This is a genomic window from Bacillus sp. EB106-07-01-XG149 (assembly GCF_058791555.1).
This window is the reverse complement of record NZ_JBYTDP010000003.1, coordinates 362,688-383,877: the sequence shown is the minus strand read 5'-3', so window position 1 is coordinate 383,877 and position 21,190 is coordinate 362,688. Positions and strand designations below refer to the sequence as shown.

The 21,190-nt window shown below is 35.8% G+C and carries 23 protein-coding genes, 1 pseudogene and 1 riboswitch; of the genes and pseudogenes, 8 read left to right on the top strand and 16 right to left on the bottom strand.

What is annotated here, in order from left to right; all coding sequences use genetic code 11:
• Positions 1 to 13: 13 nt before the first annotated feature.
• Together AC3WTA_RS14245 and ykzP are read right to left on the bottom strand one after the other, a co-directional pair.
• On the bottom strand, positions 14 to 1,090 hold the full coding sequence (locus AC3WTA_RS14245; RefSeq protein ID WP_000750911.1) for a putative 2-aminoethylphosphonate ABC transporter substrate-binding protein: 1,077 nt from the start codon (positions 1,088 to 1,090) through the stop codon (positions 14 to 16).
• 228 nt (positions 1,091 to 1,318) lie between these two features.
• The gene (gene ykzP, locus AC3WTA_RS14240) at positions 1,319 to 1,471 is read right to left on the bottom strand and encodes a protein YkzP (protein ID WP_000240799.1); all 153 of its coding nucleotides are present in this window, start codon (positions 1,469 to 1,471) and stop codon (positions 1,319 to 1,321) included.
• Positions 1,472 to 1,618: 147 nt separating this feature from the next.
• On the opposite strand from ykzP, the gene AC3WTA_RS14235 reads away from it, so the two are divergent.
• On the top strand, positions 1,619 to 1,954 hold the full coding sequence (locus tag AC3WTA_RS14235; protein ID WP_002096783.1) for a DUF3905 domain-containing protein: 336 nt from the start codon (positions 1,619 to 1,621) through the stop codon (positions 1,952 to 1,954).
• A 38-nt stretch (positions 1,955 to 1,992) separates the two neighbouring features.
• Here AC3WTA_RS14235 and AC3WTA_RS14230 read toward each other — a convergent pair whose 3' ends face one another.
• From AC3WTA_RS14230 to phaR, 5 genes are all read right to left on the bottom strand, one after another.
• Positions 1,993 to 3,342 carry a TrkH family potassium uptake protein gene (locus AC3WTA_RS14230; protein WP_001204688.1) on the bottom strand — a complete coding sequence of 450 codons (1,350 nt, stop codon included), beginning with the start codon at positions 3,340 to 3,342 and terminating at the stop codon, positions 1,993 to 1,995.
• Between the two features lie 24 nt (positions 3,343 to 3,366).
• A complete protein-coding gene (locus AC3WTA_RS14225; RefSeq protein ID WP_000772556.1) occupies positions 3,367 to 4,560 on the bottom strand; it encodes an NAD(P)/FAD-dependent oxidoreductase in 1,194 nt (397 codons plus the stop codon).
• A gap of 94 nt (positions 4,561 to 4,654) precedes the next feature.
• Entirely contained in the window at positions 4,655 to 5,740 is a 1,086-nt protein-coding gene (gene phaC, locus AC3WTA_RS14220) for a class III poly(R)-hydroxyalkanoic acid synthase subunit PhaC (protein WP_000206842.1), read from the bottom strand.
• Between the two features lie 83 nt (positions 5,741 to 5,823).
• Positions 5,824 to 6,567, bottom strand: a complete 744-nt coding sequence (locus AC3WTA_RS14215) for an acetoacetyl-CoA reductase (RefSeq protein ID WP_000250411.1) — start codon at positions 6,565 to 6,567, stop codon at positions 5,824 to 5,826.
• Between the two features lie 153 nt (positions 6,568 to 6,720).
• Positions 6,721 to 7,203, bottom strand: coding sequence for a polyhydroxyalkanoic acid synthase subunit PhaR (gene phaR / locus AC3WTA_RS14210; RefSeq protein ID WP_000566955.1), 483 nt, complete (start codon positions 7,201 to 7,203; stop codon positions 6,721 to 6,723).
• A 198-nt stretch (positions 7,204 to 7,401) separates the two neighbouring features.
• On the opposite strand from phaR, the gene phaQ reads away from it, so the two are divergent.
• From phaQ to AC3WTA_RS14175, 7 genes are all read left to right on the top strand, one after another.
• On the top strand, positions 7,402 to 7,854 hold the full coding sequence (gene phaQ / locus AC3WTA_RS14205; protein WP_000903018.1) for a poly-beta-hydroxybutyrate-responsive repressor: 453 nt from the start codon (positions 7,402 to 7,404) through the stop codon (positions 7,852 to 7,854).
• A gap of 42 nt (positions 7,855 to 7,896) precedes the next feature.
• Positions 7,897 to 8,421, top strand: a complete 525-nt coding sequence (phaP, locus tag AC3WTA_RS14200; RefSeq protein ID WP_000448584.1) for a polyhydroxyalkanoic acid inclusion protein PhaP — start codon at positions 7,897 to 7,899, stop codon at positions 8,419 to 8,421.
• 101 nt (positions 8,422 to 8,522) lie between these two features.
• Positions 8,523 to 8,966, top strand: coding sequence for a MaoC family dehydratase (locus tag AC3WTA_RS14195; protein ID WP_001067917.1), 444 nt, complete (start codon positions 8,523 to 8,525; stop codon positions 8,964 to 8,966).
• A 147-nt stretch (positions 8,967 to 9,113) separates the two neighbouring features.
• Positions 9,114 to 9,299 (top strand): alpha/beta-type small acid-soluble spore protein, encoded by a 186-nt coding sequence (locus tag AC3WTA_RS14190; protein ID WP_000241212.1) that lies wholly within the window; start codon positions 9,114 to 9,116, stop codon positions 9,297 to 9,299.
• Between the two features lie 114 nt (positions 9,300 to 9,413).
• Positions 9,414 to 10,733, top strand: a complete 1,320-nt coding sequence (locus tag AC3WTA_RS14185; RefSeq protein WP_000822343.1) for a TrkH family potassium uptake protein — start codon at positions 9,414 to 9,416, stop codon at positions 10,731 to 10,733.
• Between the two features lie 38 nt (positions 10,734 to 10,771).
• Positions 10,772 to 10,937: riboswitch (yybP-ykoY riboswitch) on the top strand.
• Positions 10,938 to 11,027: 90 nt separating this feature from the next.
• Positions 11,028 to 11,822 carry a TerC family protein gene (locus AC3WTA_RS14180; RefSeq protein WP_000383306.1) on the top strand — a complete coding sequence of 265 codons (795 nt, stop codon included), beginning with the start codon at positions 11,028 to 11,030 and terminating at the stop codon, positions 11,820 to 11,822.
• Positions 11,823 to 12,024: 202 nt separating this feature from the next.
• Complete coding sequence (locus tag AC3WTA_RS14175; RefSeq protein WP_000893044.1) at positions 12,025 to 12,876, top strand: formate/nitrite transporter family protein; 852 nt, start codon at positions 12,025 to 12,027, stop codon at positions 12,874 to 12,876.
• Positions 12,877 to 12,903: 27 nt separating this feature from the next.
• On the opposite strand, the pseudogene AC3WTA_RS14170 reads toward AC3WTA_RS14175, so the two are convergent.
• From AC3WTA_RS14170 to AC3WTA_RS14130, 9 genes and pseudogenes are all read right to left on the bottom strand, one after another.
• A pseudogene (locus AC3WTA_RS14170) lies at positions 12,904 to 13,216 on the bottom strand (cyclic-phosphate processing receiver domain-containing protein).
• 14 nt (positions 13,217 to 13,230) lie between these two features.
• Positions 13,231 to 13,953, bottom strand: coding sequence for a prepilin peptidase (locus AC3WTA_RS14165; protein ID WP_000495729.1), 723 nt, complete (start codon positions 13,951 to 13,953; stop codon positions 13,231 to 13,233).
• A gap of 112 nt (positions 13,954 to 14,065) precedes the next feature.
• Complete coding sequence (locus AC3WTA_RS14160) at positions 14,066 to 14,776, bottom strand: LutC/YkgG family protein (RefSeq protein WP_000147205.1); 711 nt, start codon at positions 14,774 to 14,776, stop codon at positions 14,066 to 14,068.
• Complete coding sequence (locus AC3WTA_RS14155; RefSeq protein WP_492332916.1) at positions 14,776 to 16,197, bottom strand: LutB/LldF family L-lactate oxidation iron-sulfur protein; 1,422 nt, start codon at positions 16,195 to 16,197, stop codon at positions 14,776 to 14,778. The genes AC3WTA_RS14160 and AC3WTA_RS14155 overlap by 1 nt, the downstream gene beginning before the upstream one ends.
• Positions 16,198 to 16,213: 16 nt before the next feature.
• Complete coding sequence (locus AC3WTA_RS14150; protein ID WP_000869144.1) at positions 16,214 to 16,933, bottom strand: (Fe-S)-binding protein; 720 nt, start codon at positions 16,931 to 16,933, stop codon at positions 16,214 to 16,216.
• A 168-nt stretch (positions 16,934 to 17,101) separates the two neighbouring features.
• Positions 17,102 to 17,791 (bottom strand): FadR/GntR family transcriptional regulator, encoded by a 690-nt coding sequence (locus tag AC3WTA_RS14145; RefSeq protein WP_254913065.1) that lies wholly within the window; start codon positions 17,789 to 17,791, stop codon positions 17,102 to 17,104.
• Positions 17,792 to 18,019: 228 nt separating this feature from the next.
• Positions 18,020 to 19,420 carry a sensor histidine kinase gene (locus AC3WTA_RS14140; protein WP_000494801.1) on the bottom strand — a complete coding sequence of 467 codons (1,401 nt, stop codon included), beginning with the start codon at positions 19,418 to 19,420 and terminating at the stop codon, positions 18,020 to 18,022.
• Between the two features lie 3 nt (positions 19,421 to 19,423).
• Positions 19,424 to 20,095, bottom strand: a complete 672-nt coding sequence (locus AC3WTA_RS14135; RefSeq protein ID WP_000049878.1) for a response regulator transcription factor — start codon at positions 20,093 to 20,095, stop codon at positions 19,424 to 19,426.
• Positions 20,088 to 21,062: a YncE family protein gene (locus tag AC3WTA_RS14130; protein WP_001234161.1), complete on the bottom strand. Its 975-nt coding sequence runs from the start codon at positions 21,060 to 21,062 to the stop codon at positions 20,088 to 20,090. The genes AC3WTA_RS14135 and AC3WTA_RS14130 overlap by 8 nt, the downstream gene beginning before the upstream one ends.
• Between the last annotated feature and the right edge of the window lie 128 nt (positions 21,063 to 21,190).

The following is a 21,190-nucleotide window of genomic DNA, read 5'->3' as shown; positions in this document are numbered from 1 at the left end:
CTCTCCCACTCACTTACTTTTTCGGTTCTGCTTTTTGGCCAAACTCTTTTTCCCATTTTTCTAAAATTTTGTCGCGATTTTCTGCTGCCCATTTAAAGTCATTCTTTTTGTATAACTTTTCTGTCACATCTTTAGGGAATCCATCTGGAAGTTTATAATCATTTTTTATTGTCGCGAATCCATTTTTCTCAAAGTATAACTTCATTACATCATCAGTAATTGCCCAATCTAAAAATGCTTGCGCTAATTTTTCATTTTTTGCATTATCTTTTTTAATAAGTGCGTTCGCTTCTACTTCCCAACCTAATCCTTCTTTCGGCAATACAACTTCAACTGGTGCACCTTTTTGTTTCTCTTTCAAAGCACTATAAACCATTGATACGCCAACTGGATATTCACCTGCGCCTGCTAATTTCGCCGGTTTTGAACCTGAATGAGTATAAGTTGCCATATTATCATGAAGTTTTTTCATGTAATCCCAGCCTTTATCTTCACCCATAATTTGTAACCATGCAGAAACTGTTAAAAATCCTGTTCCAGAAGAAGCTGGATGTGGCATAATAAGCGTTCCTTTATATTCTGGTTTCGTTAAGTCTTCGTATGATTCTGGCATCGGTAAATTTTTCTTCTTTAATTCTTCTTTATTTATAGCAATCCCCGTCATAAATGCCGTATTACCTACCCATTTTTCTGGTTGCTTATCATCTTTAAATTGCGTAAGAACACGATCTGCTCCTTTTGGAGAGTAACCTTTTAACATATCTTTTTTATCTAAAGCTAATAGACTAGACGCTGCTGTTCCCCATACAACATCTGCTTGTGTATTTTTTCCTTCAGCTAGCAATTTCGCTGTAATAACTCCAGTTGAATCACGAACAATGTTCAGTTTCACATCTGGATACTTCTGTTTAAAAGAATCAAGATAAATTGGTACAAGTTCTTCTTCAATCGCTGTGTAAACAGTTAATGATCCAGATAATTTATCATCCTTTACTTTTGCCCCAGCACTTTCTTCTTTCTTTGCACCACAACCCATTAATAACGAAAATACCATTCCAGTTGCTACAGCTTTAAAGATTGTTTTTTTCACTGTCTCTCTCTCCTTTTATAAATCTTATGTACAACTCCAATATAAACAACTAGTGTAAAAGCAGTATTAAACCAACATTAATCTTTTGTTTGTTGTTTGTTTTTGTGTAATACGTTGCTACTTCTATGTTTTTTCGCATTTTTCTGCCAATAATGAACACTAAATTTACAAATAATTAAAAAAACCTTTATAATCCCACAAAAAAATGAGGCGTTTGTAAAAAACGCCTCATTTTTGTTTACCTTTTTTTGAATTACGATTTGCATACTTCGCGCTATTTTCTCCTTCATACTCTAATGCAAATTCTGCATCTGGTAAGCTTTCTTTCGGAGTTTTATTATTGTTGATTGCCGCATTTTGTTTCACTTTTCTTTTTACCAATACATTCACCTGCTTTCAAGAATTCACTTTCTACTCTAGTTTGAAGCAACATTAAATAATTATTACTGGCAAGTGTTAACAAGTACATAAGAGCCACTAGATGGAAATACTACCTATGAAGAAAGTATTATAAAAGGAGCGATTATTTTGAAGAAGAAAGATAAAGTTCAGTCACCAATTTTAGATGAAACGCTCCCGCATCAAATGAATTTCCCATCTTTTAAAGGAACAGGAAAGAAGATGCAACAACCTTTCATAAATCAATATGACGTCGTAATTGGAGACAGTAAATATGATTCCGAGAATAGTCCACTTCACAATTGGAGTGATGAAGTAGACCCTGCCATTATGGCTGGAGAAGAATGGATTCATCCTACAAATGATATTGGGTGGATTTCAGAAGAAAATCAAGAGTTGCTAAAAAAAGAAGTGGATAATAAGAATGACGCTTTTATGCATCCGCAATTTGGCATTAACGACTAAAAAACCATTCTACCTAACATAGGTAGAATGGTTTCATACTATCCAATAATAATTCTCTCTTTCGGGTATTTATAGCGAGGTGGCTGTTCTCTTCCCCCACTAGCCAGTATAAATGTTAAAATACCGACACGCCCAATAAACATAAGTACAATGAGTACAAGTTTACCAACAGTTGTTAAATCTGGCGTAATACCTGTCGATAGTCCTGTCGTCCCGAAAGCAGAACACACTTCAACAATCAAACTCATAAGCGGTACATTTTCCGTAATAGATAAAATAAAGAGTGCTGTGGCACATAATAAAATCCCCATCGTCATAACGACAGATGCTTTCAGCACGTCCTCTTCATGTAGCTGACGTTTGAAGACTCTAACTGTTCTCCCGCCTCTTGCAAAAGTGTATAACGATAATATACTAACAGCAAATGTTGTTGTACGTATTCCGCCCCCAACCGAACTTGGAGATGCCCCTATAAACATTAATATACTCATAAATAAAAGCGTCGGTTGTGACAATTCACGTATATCCATTGTAGCCAGTCCACCACTTCGCGTCGTCACAGATTGAAATAATGTATAGAAAACTGTTTCATGCCATGACTTCCCTGCTAAAAACTGATTTCGTTCTAGTAGAAAAATCATAATTGTTCCAACGATAACGAGTGCAAAAAATGTCGTTGTCGTCAATTTTGTAAACAACGAAAAGCGGAATAGTTGCTGTCTCCTTTTACTAAAGAATTGCTTTACTTCCATTAACACCGGGAAGCCAATCGCTCCTAAAATAATAAGTAACATATGAATCATTTGCACAATATAATCTTTTTTGTACGGAATTAGTGATTGTCCAGTTAAATCAAATCCTCCGTTCGTAGTTGCACTAACAGCGGCAAAGAAACCGTGGAAATAAGCTTCTTGCCAAGTTGGAAAATAAAGTAGAAATCTTGTACCTAATAGTATTGCTCCAATAAGTTCTATCGAAATAATTACAATTAAAATAGAACGCATCAATTCTACAAGGCCTGATAAATTCCCTTGATTATGGTCTGCCATAATGAGTCTTCTTCTCTGCAAACCGATTTTTTTCCCCGTTATAATCCAAACAAATGTACCAAGTGCCATAATTCCTAAGCCGCCTAATTGTAAAATAAGGGCTAACATAATAATTCCTGCCGTAGTAAATGTATCTGAAATTGTAACAACAGACAGTCCCGTAACACTTACCGCACTAACAGATGTAAAGAGGGCATCGATAAATGTCCATTTCACACCAGCCTTCGTAACAAACGGGAAACTAAGCAATATCACCGATACAACTACTGCTAATAAATAAAACAAAACAATAAGTTGTACAGGACGTAATTTTTGTAAAAACTTTTTTATATCTCTCATTCCATCACTTCGCTACCTTTTTTTCTATCGATTAAATAAAGAAAAATCTTCACTTTCTTTATTTGTAAATAACTGCTCAAATAATTTGGCAAATACCATTCCATACACAGTTCCATTACCTCCATACGGCAATGCGTAAAATAAATTATGTATCTCTTTGTCTTCTTTTAAAATAGGGAGACCATCATGACTACCGCCAAATGCTGCCGCCCAATAGTACTCTGCCTGTATATTCTTATACTGCGGGAACATCTCTTTTACAATGTTAATAAGGATATCACGCTTATGCAATAATTTCGTATCACCGATTGTTTGAATTTTCATCGCTTCATCTAATCCGCCTACAATAATACGGTTTTGATACGTTCGAAAATATAAGTAAGGCCGTGCTGTTTCCCAAATTAATGATTGTTCATGCCAGCCTTCAAATGAATCTACCTTATTTGTCACCACTGCATATGATGTTTCCACTGTTGTATTTTTTTCTTTCTTTCCGAAAAGTGCTTCATATCCTGTCGCCATAATAATATTCTTTGCTACAATTTGATTTCCTGTTTTCGTGTAACAAATTAAATCATTTTGGCGTTTTTTTATATGTATGGCCTCTGTATGCTCAAGTATAGTAGCTCCCATTTGATTTGCTTTATGCAAAAGGCTATGCGCTAATAAATACGGATTCACTTCGGCATCACCATGCGTATATAACGCTGCTTGTTTTATAAATGAATACTTCTTCTTCATATGTGAATCGGTAAAATATTCAACCGGGAATCCATAATGGCGTAACGTATTATATTCTTCTTGTAAAAACGATACATCCTCATTTCTACTTGCATAATACAAACTACTTCGCGGAATAAACTGGGGATCAATATCGAGAGTCGGTACAACTTGCTCCATTGTTCGTAGCGCTTCGTAACAAAGCTTATATGCTCGTACCCCTTTTTTTTCACCAAATGTATGAATAAGTGAAGTTAATGATTTATCATGAAGAAATTGTAGTAAACCTGTATTAGCAGCTGTGCTACCACAGGCGATTGCTCGTTTTTCAATGAGCGTAACACGCATTCCAATTTTCGCTAACGAATACGCTATATGAGCACCTGCTTCTCCGCTTCCGACTACAAGCACATCACATATCATATCATTTTCTAACGCTGGATAACAAGGTATAGAAACTCCTGTATTCCAAAACAACTTACCAGTCATAAGTTTCATAATTATACTCCTAAAATATAAATTTCTCCTTTCTATCTTTTGTTATTTCCCATAAAAAAATCCAACTAACATACGCTAGTTGGATTTTTTATTTTTAATTAGAACGCTCCTCCAGCCAATTTCCAACCGTCGGATATGTTTGTTTTACCGCTGTTCCACCGTAAACGATCGACATATGTCCCGTTGGTAAACATACATATTGTTTATCTGTGCTAGAAATATGATCTAGCAAAGCTTCTACTTGGCATGGCAGGGCGATATGATCACGTTTCGCAGAAATATTTAAGACATTCGCCTTAATATTTGCAAGGTCTACCTTTTGTCCGCGAATAACGAGTTCACCTTTCACTAATTTATTATTTTGATAAAAATCACGAATCCATTGTCTATACGATTCACCTGGGAATGGAATACCGTCACCAACCCACTTTTGAACTAATTTCCAGCTTTCGACGAAGCGCTCATTTTCTGAACGATCGAGTAAAGCAACATATGGACCTACAAAGTTTGTAATTGGTTTTAACATCTTATTTCCGAAATCAATCATTTCTGGCGGAATATTTCCGAATGTATCAACCGCTTTATCTAAATTGAAGTATTTCTCATCTAATAAAGGACCGTATAATCCTGTTTCGGAGAAATCAAAAGGACTTGTCATAAAGATTAAGTTGCGAATTGGCATGTGCGGATGAAGTGCTGCATAAATAGAAGTTAGCGTTCCACCCATGCAATAACCAAGTAAAGAAATCTCGTCCGATTTCGCAGTTCTCATTACTTTCTTCACTGCTTTTGCAATATAATCAAACACGAAATCATCAAATTTCAAATGACTATCTTCTAAACCAAATGTGCCCCAATCAAGCATATACACATCAAAACCACGATCTACTAAATATTCCACTAAACTATTTCCTGGAGTTAAATCCATAATATACGGTTTATTAATAAGCGCGTATATTAATAGGATTGGAACTCTCTGTGTTTTTTCTTGTTTTGGAATGTAACGATACAGCTTCGTTTTATTCTTCGTCCAAATAACTTCTTTCGGTGTTAAACCAACTTGTGGTTCTGGTTCGCGTAATAAAACTTCGCTCGCTCTTTTCACACGGCGATATGCTTTACGATATTCTTCTGGGTACAACTCCAATTGCTTTTCCCATTCCGTTACGAATGTAGTCATTTTTCTATCTCCTTTTCGGTCGATTTATTTCTAAAAAAAAGAAGTGCATTCCTGCTATGGATATGCACTTTTTTCTTACTTCATTACATGTATAATCCGCCGTTAATGTTTAATTGCTGACCTGTGATATACGCACCGTCACGGCATAGATATACTACACCTTTTGCAATTTCATCAGCTTGACCAAAACGTTTTTTCGGGATTTTCGCAACGATTTTTTGACGCACTTCTTCTGGTACTTCTGCTACCATTTCAGTATCAATAAATCCTGGGCAAATTGCGTTTACAGTTACATTTGTTTTTGCAAGCTCTAATGCTAATGATTTTGTAAATCCTAACATACCTGCTTTTGCTGCAGAGTAGTTTGTTTGTCCAAATCCACCAGCTTGGCCAATAATAGAAGAAATACTAATGATTCTTCCTTCTTCTGCTTCCGATATGTATGGAAGTACCGCGCTTGTTGTATTAAATACACTGCTCAAGTTCACGTCAATTACGCGCTCCCAATCTTCACGATTTAATTTTTTGAATGTACGATCTCTTGTAATACCAGCATTATTAACAAGAATATCAACTTTACCAAAATGATTCACAGCTTCTTCTACAAGTCTGTTTGCATCTTCTACTTTAGAAACATCCGCTTGAACTGCATAAACGTCATGTCCTTCTTTTCCTAATTCATTTACTAAGTTTTCAGCTGCTTCTTTACTGCTGTTATAGTTAATAACTACTTTTGCTCCCTCTTGTGCTAATGCTACTGTAATTGCTTTTCCAATTCCTTTTGCCCCACCTGTTACGATTGCTACTTTGCCATTTAATTGAACCATTTCTTTTCCCCCTTAAATGAATTTGTGAACGATTGTTATGAATCATTTTGGTACTCATATGAATAGAGTCCATATATTAATTATGTTTCGTTGTTTATATATGAAAAAGAGATTCTCCCTTTCCCTTTTGCACGTTATAAACAAACGCTATTATCATTTTTTATTTTCCGGCTTATTCGCAGGTTTTACTTCTTCTTTTGCAGGTACTTGTAGTTTCTCTAGTACTGCATTTTGCTTTTCTAGTAACTCTAAAATTTGATCAACTTTCGTTTCTAGCGTGCGAATATCTTGTTTTACTTTCGTAACATCACGCTTTAATGTAGGAGCTTGTCCTAATGAATCCACTTTCTCTTCTAGAATTTCCTCAATGTTATCAACTTTATTTTCTAAATTGATAACAAGCGTAGCTACTCTAGCGATATCCTCTCTCGTCGGCACATTCACCTGTTCTAAATAATTTTTTGTCGTATCATTTAATGCTTTTTGATAAAACAAATTCAAATCTAGAACGCTGCCCATCCAAGCAGAATATTCTTCTGTTTTAATTGTTTCATTGAGCGCTTTTCCCCAAAATGTTTCGGTTTGTTCATAAGCATTTTTCCATGCTTGCAATGGATCGAATTTTTGATCAATCACTTCGCCTACACTCCCTTTTTTGTTTTTGAAACAATTCAACCTATTCACTATTTTCTAATATTCTGAATAAAACTTCAAGTCTATATTTTATTTTTCTTTATTTTCCAATAAATGTGTTGACATTAAAAACAGATAGGTGTAAATTGCACTTATAAGCAAAAAATTCCATCTAACTGATTCATGAGGTGATGCACAATCATGCTACATAATGAACCAGAACACCCAGAAAGTTTGGAAAAAAACCAAGCGAAACAACCAAACTCCATGCCAAAAAACTTCTTAGTTCCTTTCTTACTTCTCTGTCTAAAAGACTGGAGTCTTCATGGTTACAAACTCATTCAAATGCTAATGGACATCGGCTTTTCTTCTGTTGACCAAGGTAATGTGTATAGAACACTACGCAAATTAGAAAAAGAAAACCTTATTTCTTCTACTTGGGATACAAGCGAAGGCGGGCCAGCGAAACGAATTTATTCTTTAACAGAATATGGAGAGCAATATTTAACAACATGTGCGACTTCTTTTGAACATTATCAAAATATGTTGCGGACGTTTTTTACGTTATACACCAATGCATTCTTTCCATTTTCTACTTCTCCAGAAAAGGATGAAAAGGATTCTTCATCTTCACCTGGTGGTACAGCAGAGTAATCTGCGTTCACAATATGCAAAAAAACATTTGGAGGTCAAACAATGGAAACTAAGCCATACGAATTAGTCGATGCATTTTGGAAAAACTGGTCTCAATCTCTTTCCCTCTTCTCTTCAGCTGGGAAACAATTAGAGCAACTTACTTTAGAAACTTTAAAACAACAACAAGACGCTTTGCATAAATTAACATCAGGAGTAGATGAACTAGAAAAAGAACTACAACAATTCACTGCTCAGTTCAATAACCAATATACAGATTACGTGAAGCAATTAACTGGAAACTCCTTAAATGATCAAATTAACGAGTGGCAAGGAAAATGGAATGAACTTTCTACTCAAATGCACCAACTTACTGTTTCTCCTACGAAAACATCTTTGTCTATTCTTACTCAAACTAGCGGTCAATTTGAAGAAACAACAAAACAATTTATCGAACAACAACAATTACAACGTGACGAGGTTCAAAAACAGTTAGATGTTTTTTTGGGAGAGTTCAAGTCCAAACAACTAGAACTCGCAAAGCAGTTCGAGGAAAACTCAAAAAATTTATTTACTTCCATCAAGTAAGAAAGATGTGGGAGCTAACTGCAGCACAAACAAAACTCTTTCTTCCTCCTACTACATCAAGATGGCTGGCATTTTTCGATATGGAAAAGAAGGAGGCCAAAATGAATCCATTTCAAGAAGCACAAACTGTTCCGGAGCTTCGTTATGATGAGATTCAAGTCGGTGATCAAGCATCCCTTACAAAAACTATTACGGATGAGGACGTTATTAATTTTGCAAAATTGACTGGAGATGTGAATCCTATTCATATTTTAGATTCTTTTGCAAAAACGACAATGTTTAAAGAACGTATTGCTCATGGCATGCTCGTTTCCAGTTTCATTTCGACGATTCTTGGAACGAAACTCCCTGGCAAAAACACGATTTATTTATCTCAAAACGTTTCATTCCGTGCTCCTGTCAAAATTGGTGATACACTTCGCGTTGTGGCAGAAGTCATTAAAAAACGAGACGATAAAAAAATCATTACGTTGCAAACAAACATATATAATCAATCCGGTGATATTGTCGTGGAAGGTACAGCGACAATACTGAAAAAAGAGTAGCAAATTTGCTACTCTTTTTTCTATCCAATAACTTCTAATCACACCGATTACTTCCGCGTATGAGTACGTCGTTTCCACATAAAATAACGTTACCAGTTTAGATAGGTACTTAGCTGAACTGGACTACTTATAAGGATGTGTATCAACATGGTAAAAACAAACAAATTACTAGTTCCAGGTGCAGAACAAGCGCTTGAACAATTTAAATATGAAATCGCACAAGAATTCGGTGTTAGCTTAGGTTCTAATACAGCATCTCGTTCTAACGGTTCAGTTGGCGGTGAAGTAACGAAACGACTTGTTGCTTTAGCTCAACAACAATTACGTGGATAATACTATACCATATGGCTTAGAGGCAGATATTCTCTGCCTCTTTCTATTTTTAACATACATAATCGTGCTTTTTCACATACTAGTAAGAGCAAACTGAAAGGAACGATATGTAACATGAAACGGATTAATATTAGCATGAGTCCTCCCCGTGTTCTTACTTTGTCTTTTATTATGTTATCAATTATCGGTACATGCTTATTAAAGCTACCAATTGCTACAACAACGTCTATTTCATGGCTCGATGCTTTATTTACAACCGTTTCTGCTTGTACGGTTACAGGGCTTGGTGTTGTAGACACAGGAAAAGTATTTACCTTATTTGGCCAATGTGTCATTTTAACGCTTATACAAGTGGGCGGACTTGGCATTATGAGCTTTGCCGTTTTAATTGCGATTATGCTCGGCAGAAAAATTGGTCTTCAAAACCGAATTTTGTTACAACAAGCGTTAAATCAAACGAACATTGGTGGCGTCATTCGTCTTGCCAAAGCATTATTTTTATTCTCTTTTACAGTCGAATGTATCGCTACTTTAATTCTTTCTTTTGAATGGGTACCAAAATACGGGATTGCTAAAGGGGTCTATTATAGCTTTTTTCATTCAATCTCTGCTTTTAACAATGCTGGTTTTTCTGTGTGGAGCGATAATTTAATGTCCCATTCTCATAGCATTCTTGTCAATCTCGTTATTTCCTCCCTCATTATTTTAGGTGGAATTGGTTTTACAGTAATCGTAGATATAAAAAGAAAGAAAAATTTTAAAAACCTTACATTACACTCAAAACTTATGCTCTCTTCTACTCTAATCGTCAATATTATTGCGACTGTTTTTATTTTTATATTCGAGTTCCACAATTCCCTTTCTATGAGAGAATTTACCCCATTTGAAGAAGGAATGGCCGCTTATTTCCAGGCGGTTTCAACTCGTACTGCCGGGTTTAATACAGTTGATATTTCTGCATTATCAAAGCCTTCCCTACTATTAATGATGCTCCTTATGTTTATTGGCGCTGGTAGTGCTTCAACCGGTGGTGGAATTAAGTTAACAACATTTTTAATCATGTTTTTTGGGGTGTTTAAATTTTTACAAGAACAAGATGATATTGTCGTTTTTAAAAAATCTATTAAAGATACTCTCATTGTCAAAGCATTGACCATCACTATTATTTCCATTTCATTTATCTTTTTTGCTATTTTAATTTTAAGTATTACTGAGCGAGTTCCTCTATTGATGAGTGCTTTCGAAGTATTTTCAGCATTTGGGACTGTGGGTCTCAGTATGAATTTCACACCACACTTAACTATGATCGGAAAAGCTATTATCATCTTTATGATGTTTTTTGGGAAAATGGGACCTTTAACATTGGCTTTTTCATTTGCACGTAAAAAGAACCGAAAAATAAAATATCCAAATGAAGATATTTTAACAGGTTGACAACCGTATAAATTATCCATATAATGAGAGTACAATAGCATATCTCCAAAGGGGAGTAGCGTCCAAGAATATTTCTTGGAAACAAAGTCGTCATTACGTAGAACTTAGTTCTTCCGGCTTTGTTGGCATTTTCATTACATATGTCTAGCAAGACCTTTGCCTATTAACGGCAGAGGTCTTTTTTGTATTAATTTCCAAATTCTTCCAAAGTTAATAGGCAGGAGTATGGGGAAACTAAATAGTGGGGAAATTCTTCACTTATTTAGTACTTATAGAAATGAGAGGAGAATGTACATGGATGTATCATTATTATTGGAGTATGGTTGGGTATTACTCATCCTAATTGCACTAGAGGGGATTTTAGCGGCTGATAACGCTCTCGTTCTTGCAATTATGGTAAAACATTTACCAGAAGAAAAACGAAAGAAAGCACTATTTTACGGATTAGCGGGGGCATTTGTTTTCCGTTTCGGATCGTTATTTATGATTTCGTTCCTAGTCGACGTATGGCAAGTGCAAGCAATCGGTGCCATTTATCTTATGTTTATCGCTGGTAATCACTTATTTAAAACGTATGTTAAAAAGAATTCGGATGAAGACACAGAAGAAAAAGAAGCAAAGAAAAAACAAGAGAACTTTTGGTGGACTGTATTTAAAGTTGAGGTTGCTGATATCGCCTTTGCAGTTGATTCAATTTTAGCTGCTGTTGCATTAGCAATGACTTTACCAAAAACAGGCTTAGGTACAATTGGTAGTCTTGATACTGGGCAATTCGTTGTTATCTTTGTAGGTGGACTTATCGGATTAATCATTATGCGATTTGCAGCAACTGCTTTCGTACAAATATTAAAACGTAAACCAGGACTTGAAACCGCAGCATTTTTAATTGTAGGTTGGGTTGGTGTGAAATTAGCAATTTATACATTAGCACACCCTGCATTAAATGTAATTCCGCATTCATTCCCAGAATCTACGCCATGGAAACTTACATTCTGGATTGTATTAGTTGGAATCGCAGTTGGTGGCTGGTTCTTCTCGAAAGAAGTAGAAGTAAAAGTAGAAAAGAATTTAGACGAAAAAGCGCTGTAATTACAGCGCTTTTTCTTTTTCCCTTCCCCCTCTCAATGTCCAGAAAAAATTCCATTATACTATCTTTTGTAAACGTTTTCTTAATCTATGTATGTCCTTTTTGTGAAACATTGCACAAACTTATTGAAACTAAGAACGATTCCATGTACTTTATTCATATAAGGAGTATTTATAGATGATGTACTAAAGGAGCGTATTACTCATGCTAGAACAAGGATTAGATTATGTTGTCAAACTGGCTAAGAGCAAAAAACAAATGCTAGATACAAACCCGATGCAATATTTCATTCGTGCCGCACTTGCGGGTATTTATATCGGTTTTATTATTGTACTATGTTTTAAATTAGGTAACTTTTTTCACATTGCAGATTCACCAGCAACTTATTTAGCTGCTTCTATGTTTTTCGGAATTGCTCTCGTTCTTATTATATATGGCGGTGCTGAATTGTTTACTGGAAACACAATGTACTTCACTGTAGCAACTTTAAGAAAAGAAACAACGATTTCTGATACACTTCGTAACTGGTTCGCTTGTTATGCAGGGAATTTAGCTGGAGCTTTATTCTTTGCCTTACTATTTTATGCAACTGGAATTTTCGAAGCAATTGATCACGGCCATTTCATGAATAAAGTAGTAGAAGGAAAAATGAATACACCTACAATGCAATTATTCTTTAAAGCAATTTTATGTAACTGGCTTGTATGTCTTGCGTGTTTCTTACCTTCTCAAGTTAAAGGTGATACAGCAAAAATTATGATGATGATGCTACTCGTTTTCACATTCTTCTTATCTGGTTACGAGCATAGCATTGCAAACTTATCACTGTTTGCTCTATCTTTAGTTTCACCGCATCCGGAGACAATTTCTTTTGCAGGTGCTATTCATAACTTAATTCCAGTTACAATCGGTAACATTATTGGCGGGTCCGTCTTTGTCGGTATGGTATACCATTACTTAACAAAAAAAGTACCTGACGTGAAACAAGAAGAAACTGAATTAGTAGCAGCTCAACAAGAAGAAATCATTCCGTTACAAGCACATATGAAACATTAAAAACTCCAAAGTTTTACTTTGGAGTTTTTAGCTCCCCACATATTTAACAACAAGGTGCGGATTAATTTCTCCTTCTTCCTTTCCCTTATTAATTCTCTGTTTCATCTTGTGCATACCGATGACATCATTCGTATGAAGGTGAATTTCATTTACATATAAACCCTCTTTACAAAAAGCCTCTAGAAAATCTAATCCATTTCTTTCCCCCCCATCCCATATTAAAATCAAGGGAAAGAATATTCACATCATAATCCCGAACCATGTGCAAAGCACATTCTACTGTAGTGGCGGGCACATACCCGTACGGACAACTTCTTTGATCATCCATATATACATTCATTTTCTATCCCCTCTCTATTTTATATACGTGACCAACATGTAACATATTGCTCCAAGACTAATAAAAGGACCGAACGGAATTTGGCTCCTCATTTTCATACGTTTTAATACTATACCAACTCCAAAGAAACAAAGACTAAAGCAAGATGCTAAAAATAAAATCATAAAAATCCCTTTCAGTCCCACTATAAATCCAAGTAACGAAAGTAATTTTATATCCCCTCCACCAAGCCCTTCTGGATATATCTTTTGCATGCAATATAACAAAATGAATATAACGCCACTACCAACTATACTATCTGTCCAAGTCACTAACGGTACAAAAATACATTCTAAAATGAGTAAACAGGCAAACCAAGCTAAAATACGATTTGGGATTAACATATATATGTAATCTGTAACTGAAATAATAAGAAGTAGCGAAAATAGCGATAAAATGATGATAAGCTCTCGTTCCACCCCAATCATATATACAGTAAGAAAAAATATCATTCCGGTTACAAGTTCAAATACTACGTACAAAATTGAAATTTTCCTCTTACAATTCGTACAACGTCCCCGTTGTATACAAAATGAAATGATTGGGATCAATTCTTTTGGCTTTAGCACATACTTACAATAATGACAATGTGAACGAGGGGTAATGATAGACTCACCTAGCGGCACTCTCATCGCAATTAACATAAAAAAAGAACCAAACACCATCCCCACTAACAATGCATATAAATAAGTGAACATCCCTTCCTCTCCTTTCCAGAAGAACATAGCAAAAAAAGGAGAGAAATTCTACTTCATATTATTTCTATTCTATTAAAAAAGCAGGCCATTTTCTGGCCTGCTTTCCCCTCTTTTATACGATGAAATATACTGCTTTTAATGGTCCGTGTACTCCGACAACAAGATTCATTTCAATATCTGCCGAGTTACTAGGTCCTGTAATAAAGTTAATACAAGATGCTACTGCCTCGCCATTTTCTACACGTGTGTTCATATCCTGAACAGCTTGTGTAATACGAGGCACAAGTGTTTCACGTGGAATAATAGCAAAGTAAACAGTTGGTAAAAAGTGTAAAGAACGACCTTGACCTTTATGACTTTGTACAACAATCGTACCAGATTCAGCTAAAGTATAATCACTAAATGCGATTCCAATATTCGCTCTTTCTGCGATACGCATATTCTCTTCTTTTTTCTCAGGATCCCATACATTCACTTCAACATTTTGCTTTGGAAGCTCTTCTTTAAATAAAGAAGTTAATCCATAAGAATCAAAACGTTCATCTGCCGATAACATAATAGGTCCCCCGCCGTTTTCCACGATTACTTTTTGAATATCTTCACGTAAACGGTCGTTTGTCGTTTCCACTACAGTTGTATGAATGTTTGTACATTGATTTTTAAATACTTCTAACAATTCTTCTTGTGAATAATCTTTTAGCGTTTCTACATTCACATTACTTTTCCATGCTGGGCGCTTTACGCCTTCCGTTTTCCGCTCACGTCCAAGTTCTTTTGCAATATTATCTAGAAAGGACTCACGGTTTTGAATTAATCCTGTCATTATTTTTCCCCGCCTTTCTTATGATCTTTATACCAATCACGGAATCGTTCTTTACTTGGAGCCGGGAATTCACGAATATCTGTCCAGTTTTTAAGTGGCCCAACACCTTTTGATACACGGTTGCCAGATGTAAATGGACTCATTGCTGCTGGCGCCATTTTTGATCCCATTTTATATAAAGCTGCTGAAGATGCACCCATACTAAACATTTTCATTGCTAATTTTTCTGCAAGTGGTGCACGTCCTTCTTGCTCAACAATTACTTGACGATGTTTTAATAATAAATCATGCAATGGTATTTTTACTGGACAAGCTTCTGTACACGCTCCGCATAAACTAGAGGCATATGGAAGCTCTTTGTAATCATCATATCCGCCTAAAAGTGGTGTTAATACCGCACCGATTGGTCCTGAGTATATAGAACCATACGAATGTCCACCAACGTGACGATATACAGGACATACGTTAACACAAGCAGCACAACGAATACATTGCAATACTGAGCGGAATTCAGATCCAAGAATTTGAGAGCGGCCATTATCAACAACAACTAAGTGGAATTCTTCTGGTCCATCTACTTCCTCTTCTTGAATTGGTCCCGCTACAGTTACATAACTTGTTAATTTTTGCCCTACTGCACTACGACATAGTAAACCAACTAAAACATCTAATTCTTCCATTGTCGGAACCATACGTTCCATACCCATTACTGCAATTTGAGTTTTCGGAATCGACATAACAAGATCGGCATTACCTTCGTTCGTTACTAAACAAAGAGAGCCAGTATTTGCAACTGCAAAGTTACAACCTGTCACACCAATTTCTGCATCCATAAATTTCTCACGAAGTTGTTTACGAACAAACTTTGTCATTTCATATGGATCATCAGAATTTTCATAGCCAAGCTTTTCTTTAAATACATCACGAATTTGCGTTCTGTTTTTATGAAGTGCGGGCGCAATAATATGTGAAGGTGGATCGTTATCTACTTGCAAGATATACTCTCCTAAGTCACTTTCTAACACTTCACAACCAATCTCTTCAAGGGCATGATTCATACTAATTTCTTCAGTTACCATTGATTTTGATTTTACAACTTTCTTCGCTTGTTTCTTTTTTGCAACGTCTTGAATATACTTTGCTGCTTCCTCTTTCGTTTTCGCAAAGTACACATGTCCGCCTCTTTTTGATACATTTTCACTTAACTGCATTAAGTAATAATCAAGATTTTCTAACGTATGTTGGCGAATTTGTTCACCTAGTTCACGCCACTCTTCCCAGTTTCCTAATTCGTCCGCTGCTTTTAAGCGATTCGTATATAGGCGCGTTTGCGCAGAAGATACTGCTCCGCGCATAAAAGAATCTTGAATTCCATCGCCAACGCGATCATTAAATTTTTTCTCACTGATTTTCATAGACATAGCTTATGTTCCCCCTTCATGAGCGACTATTTAGTACCTCAGCAATATGCATTACTTTTATTTCTTTTCCTAAACGCTCAATACGTCCGCCAATGTTTAACAAACACCCACAATCTGCACCGATTAAATAATCAGCACCTGTTTCCATTGCACTATCTACCTTTTCATCTACCATTTGCTCAGAAATTGGAGTCATCTTCACTGAAAACGTTCCCCCAAACCCACAACAATTTTGTTCGTTTGGCAGTTCTCTCACAGTTAATCCTTTTACGTTTGATAATAAAATTCCTGGTGCCTCTTTTACTCCAAGCAGGCGTGTCATATGACAAGATTTATGAATAGTTGCTATCCCTGGTAAGCTTGCACCAACATCTGTCACTTTTAAAACATCTACAATAAATTGTGTAAATTCATATGTTTTATCGGCAACCTTTTGTGCACGTTTAGCCCACTTCGGATCATCTTTAAAAACATGCGGATACTCATGAAACATTGTCGCACAAGAACCAGATGGTGTAACGATATATTCTGCATCTTCGAAAGTTTCAATCATATGTTTCATCGCTTCTTTTGCTGCTTCTACATGGCCGCTATTATAAGCAGGCTGACCACAACAAACTTGTGCTTCTGGAAATTCAATTTCACAACCTAAACGCTCCAACACTTCAACTGTTGCTTTGCCGACGTTTGTTTCAAACATATCGACTAAACAAGTAACAAATAAAGTAACTTTCATAATTATTACTCCCCCTTTTTACAACTCCACCAACAAACATATGGTCATCAGATGACTAAGAAAAGAAGAAGTAGGCTCAACCATGGCCTATCCTCTCCCTCTTCTAAAGAAAACGCTTACTTAATCTTTCTCTATTTTATCAAAAAATTTGATTTTTAAAAGATTAAATTACGAATTTATATCGTTTTTACCTGTGACAATATGTTCTACATTTGTTAAATGATCTAGCATTGCTTGCTGCGCTAATTCTACATCTTGCTTTAACACTGCATCATATATAACTTGATGCTCTTCTATAAGTCGTTCTGATGTTGTTTGTTCACCATATAAAATAATGCGTCTTGATTCACCAATCGTTTCAGCAATCATCTCTGAAACGTGATTCATGAGTTCAAGCAAAATGTTGTTATGCGAAGACTCCGCAATTCCCATATGGAACTGAAAATCTGCTTTTTCGCCAGCCTTTTCATCTCCAATGCTCTTTGCCATTTCATCTAACCAATGCTTCATATTTTGCAAATTATCTTCCGTACGTTTTGCCGCAGCTGCTCGAACTGCCCCCACTTCAAGCACCTTTCGTACTTCTAATAAGTTCAAAATATCTTCTTTCTTCATTAATAATTTATTGTTTAATGATTTTGTTAATGAAGAAGAATCGAAATTCTTCACATATGTACCTTCTCCTTGTTTCATCTCAATTAAGCCCATTGCTCTTAGCGCACTTAGCGCTTCACGAACAGCAGATCTACCAACTTGAAACTGCTCAGCTAATTGATGTACAGGAAGTAGTTTGTCACCAGGTTTTAACGTACCATTTTTAATCATTGTTAAAATAGCTTCAGATACTTCTTCGTAAATCTTTTTCGGTTTAATAGATTTGTACTCCAGTTAAATCACCTCAGTATCTTCCAAACAACAATTGAAACGATTTATAAGAACTTTGCATCATAACTATTTTAGAACGAATTGGTAAGAAGTACAAATGTTTTGTTCATAAAATCGTCAAATTTTTAATATTTATTCGATATTAATTTATATGTATTCCTCTATTCGTTTGCACTCATGAAGAAAAGCATGTCCTTCACGTTAGAACATGCTTTCTTCAACTTGTATTTTCAATTTAATACTAACCGTCGTTCCATGCCCTTTTTCACTTTCAATTCGCCACTGTCCATCATGTATATGAACAATTTGTCTAACAATGGCAAGGCCTAAACCTGTTCCACCATGTTGACGACTTCTCGCTTTATCAACGCGGTAAAAACGTTCACCAAGATTTTCTAAATGCTCTGTTTCAATACCGATTCCTGTATCTTTTATGTTTAATTCACAGTAATCATCTATCTGCCTGAGTGTTATCACAATATCCCCATTTTGATTTGTATACCGTATCGCATTATCTAACACGTTATGAAGCACTTGTTGCATACGATCCTCATCAATCATTACAATGATTTCTGGATTTAAATTTGTTGAAATACGAATTTTCTTTTCTATAAACTTAATCTCATACGTATCTAACACATCTTCAATCAGTTGTGAAAAAACGATAGGTTGTTTCTTTAACGGAAAATGTTCACCTTCTAATTGTGCTAAATCTAATAAATCATGAACGAGACGCTGCATACGACCCGCTTCTTTATGAATGAGCTGTGTTACTTTTTCCTGCTGTGGTCCCTTCGCTACACCATCTAAAATAGCTTCACTATATCCTTTTATATAACTAAGCGGTGTTCTTAGTTCATGCGAAACGTTAGCTAAAAATTCCTTACGCTTTACGTCTTCTGTCTCTAAAGAATTTGCCATTTTATTGAATGCTTTTCCTAATCGTCCAATTTCATCTTCGGAAGAAATTGTAATCCGTTCTGAGAAATCTCCCGTAGCCAAATGATTGGCAACTCGTTCCATTTGCGAAAGCGGTCTCGTAATAGCAATAATAATCTTTCTACCAATCCATATTGTCAGTAAAGTCATAGCAAGTGCTAACGGTGCTAAAATAAGGCCCATATCATATATTAAGTCTTTTATACTTTTTAAAGGAATATAAGAATATACAATGCCAACTAACTTTTTATTTTCTAAAACAGGGATGACAACCCCCATAATATTTCGGTCAAAATGTTCCTCATACCCTATCTTTGTCACAGTTTTTCCATCTAATAATGCTTGTCTGTCCCCTTCACTTATAAGAGAATGATGATGCACATCAAAAGGTAAACACGCGCTTAAATCACGCGGATTAGATACGAAAAGAACATCTGAACTAGATATTTGATCAAATGCTCTTACTTTCTCTTCAAAAGTTGCTATTCCTTCACGCTTATCATATTGCGCAGCAAGACGCTTCCCTTCCATTACTAATGAATCTTTTAAATTATCAACGTATAGTTTTTCATACGAGTATAAAGATACAAAATAAAGAAAGGAAACTGTTACACATACTGCACATACTACTGTAAGCCAAAGCTTCTGTACCATCGTAAACATACGTTACACCTCAAATTTATAGCCTACACCCCAAACCGTTTGAATGTAGTTTCCACTTTCTCCAAGCTTCAAACGCATCGTTTTCACGTGCGTATCCACTGTTCTTGTACTTCCGGCATAATCATATCCCCATACCTTTTCCAGCAATTGTTCCCGGCTAAATACTTGTCCCGTATGTTGGCAAAGAAAATAGAGTAAATCAAACTCTTTTACTGTAAGAGAAATTGGCTCACCATCAGCCTCAATCTTCCTACTTTTTTCATTAATAAGGATCGGTCCAAACTGAATCTCCTCTTGTTGCTCTTGCTTTGTATAACGTCTTAACACAGCTTCCATACGAGCAATTAATTCTCCAGGACTAAATGGCTTTACAATATAATCATCTGCTCCCATACGTAAGCCGTTCACCCTATTCCACTCTTCACCTTTTGCTGTTAAAAATATAATTGGTACATCCGACGTTTTTCTAATTTCTTTACAAACTGAAAGTCCATCCATCTCTGGCATCATAATATCTAATACAACGAAATCATAATGATCCGTCTCTAATTTTTTTAGAGCCTCTTTTCCATTTTCAGCTTCTCCCCACTCGTATCCGAAATTATCTAAGTACATTCCAACAAGCTGCCTCATATCACTTTCATCATCTACAACTAGCACCCTATATTTACTCATTGTCCTTCCCTTCCCTCTCTATGAGTTGAAACGGCCCTTTTCCGACTTTAATTGTTTGTTTTATTTTCAAACTCTTCATATCCATGACGCACAATTCATCACTATCATAGCTTGCTACGTATCCTTCTGCTCCGCTCTTCAAAAATGCAAATGGATTCGATCCTACTTCTACAGAAGCCACCTCTTTATACGTGCGAACATCAAACTTTCTAAGCGTATTCGAACCGTGACTTAATGCATATACATTCTTATTATCCTTCGTTATATTCACAGGCATAAACGGAGCATGTAAAGAACGTACCATTTCTCCGCTCTGCAATGAATACACTAATACTTTCTCATTGACTTGATTTCCATCACCATGTCCGCCAATCCATATTTCTTTCCCATCTGGGCTAATTGTCGCTCCCGTTGATGCTGGGGGAATCATAAAGGATTGTATCACTTCTTTTTTCTTTGTATCAATGGTCGTTAGCTTCGTATCATAAAAATTTAATACCGATAACTGGTTATCGTGCTCTACCATCGTTATTGGCCCTTTTCCTGTTGATACACTCCCTGTCTCTTTCCCTTTTATCGTAAAGAACCTTACCTTTTGAGCAGTTTGATCAGCAGCAAATAATTGTTTTTTATCCTCGGATACAATCACATTTACAATGCCTTTTCCAGTTTTATATTTGTCCACTTGCCTTCCTTCTGCTAGTGAATATACATACATGTACTCTAACTGCTTGCCATATACAAGTATGTCCTCACCGTTTGGAAGTAGTGCAACTCCTGCCATTGGTTCATTAAGTTCCCATGTCGTAATTAACTTTTTAGTTTTTTCATCAACAAAACTGATACTACCTTCTTTTATATTCGTTGTTATAATAACACTTTTATCTTTAGCAATCGGTGTATATGAACTTCCTTGACACCCTACTAATAGAAATAAAAAACAGAGAAGAAAAACATACTTTCTCAAAAGATTCCCTCCATCTTCGGATGATTTCGTTATAATTGTAAAATAACAAATAAATGTGTGGAAAGTGTGAAATTTTCCTTTCTTACTGCATTTACATATATAATGTACAACAAATAGAATTTGAGGTG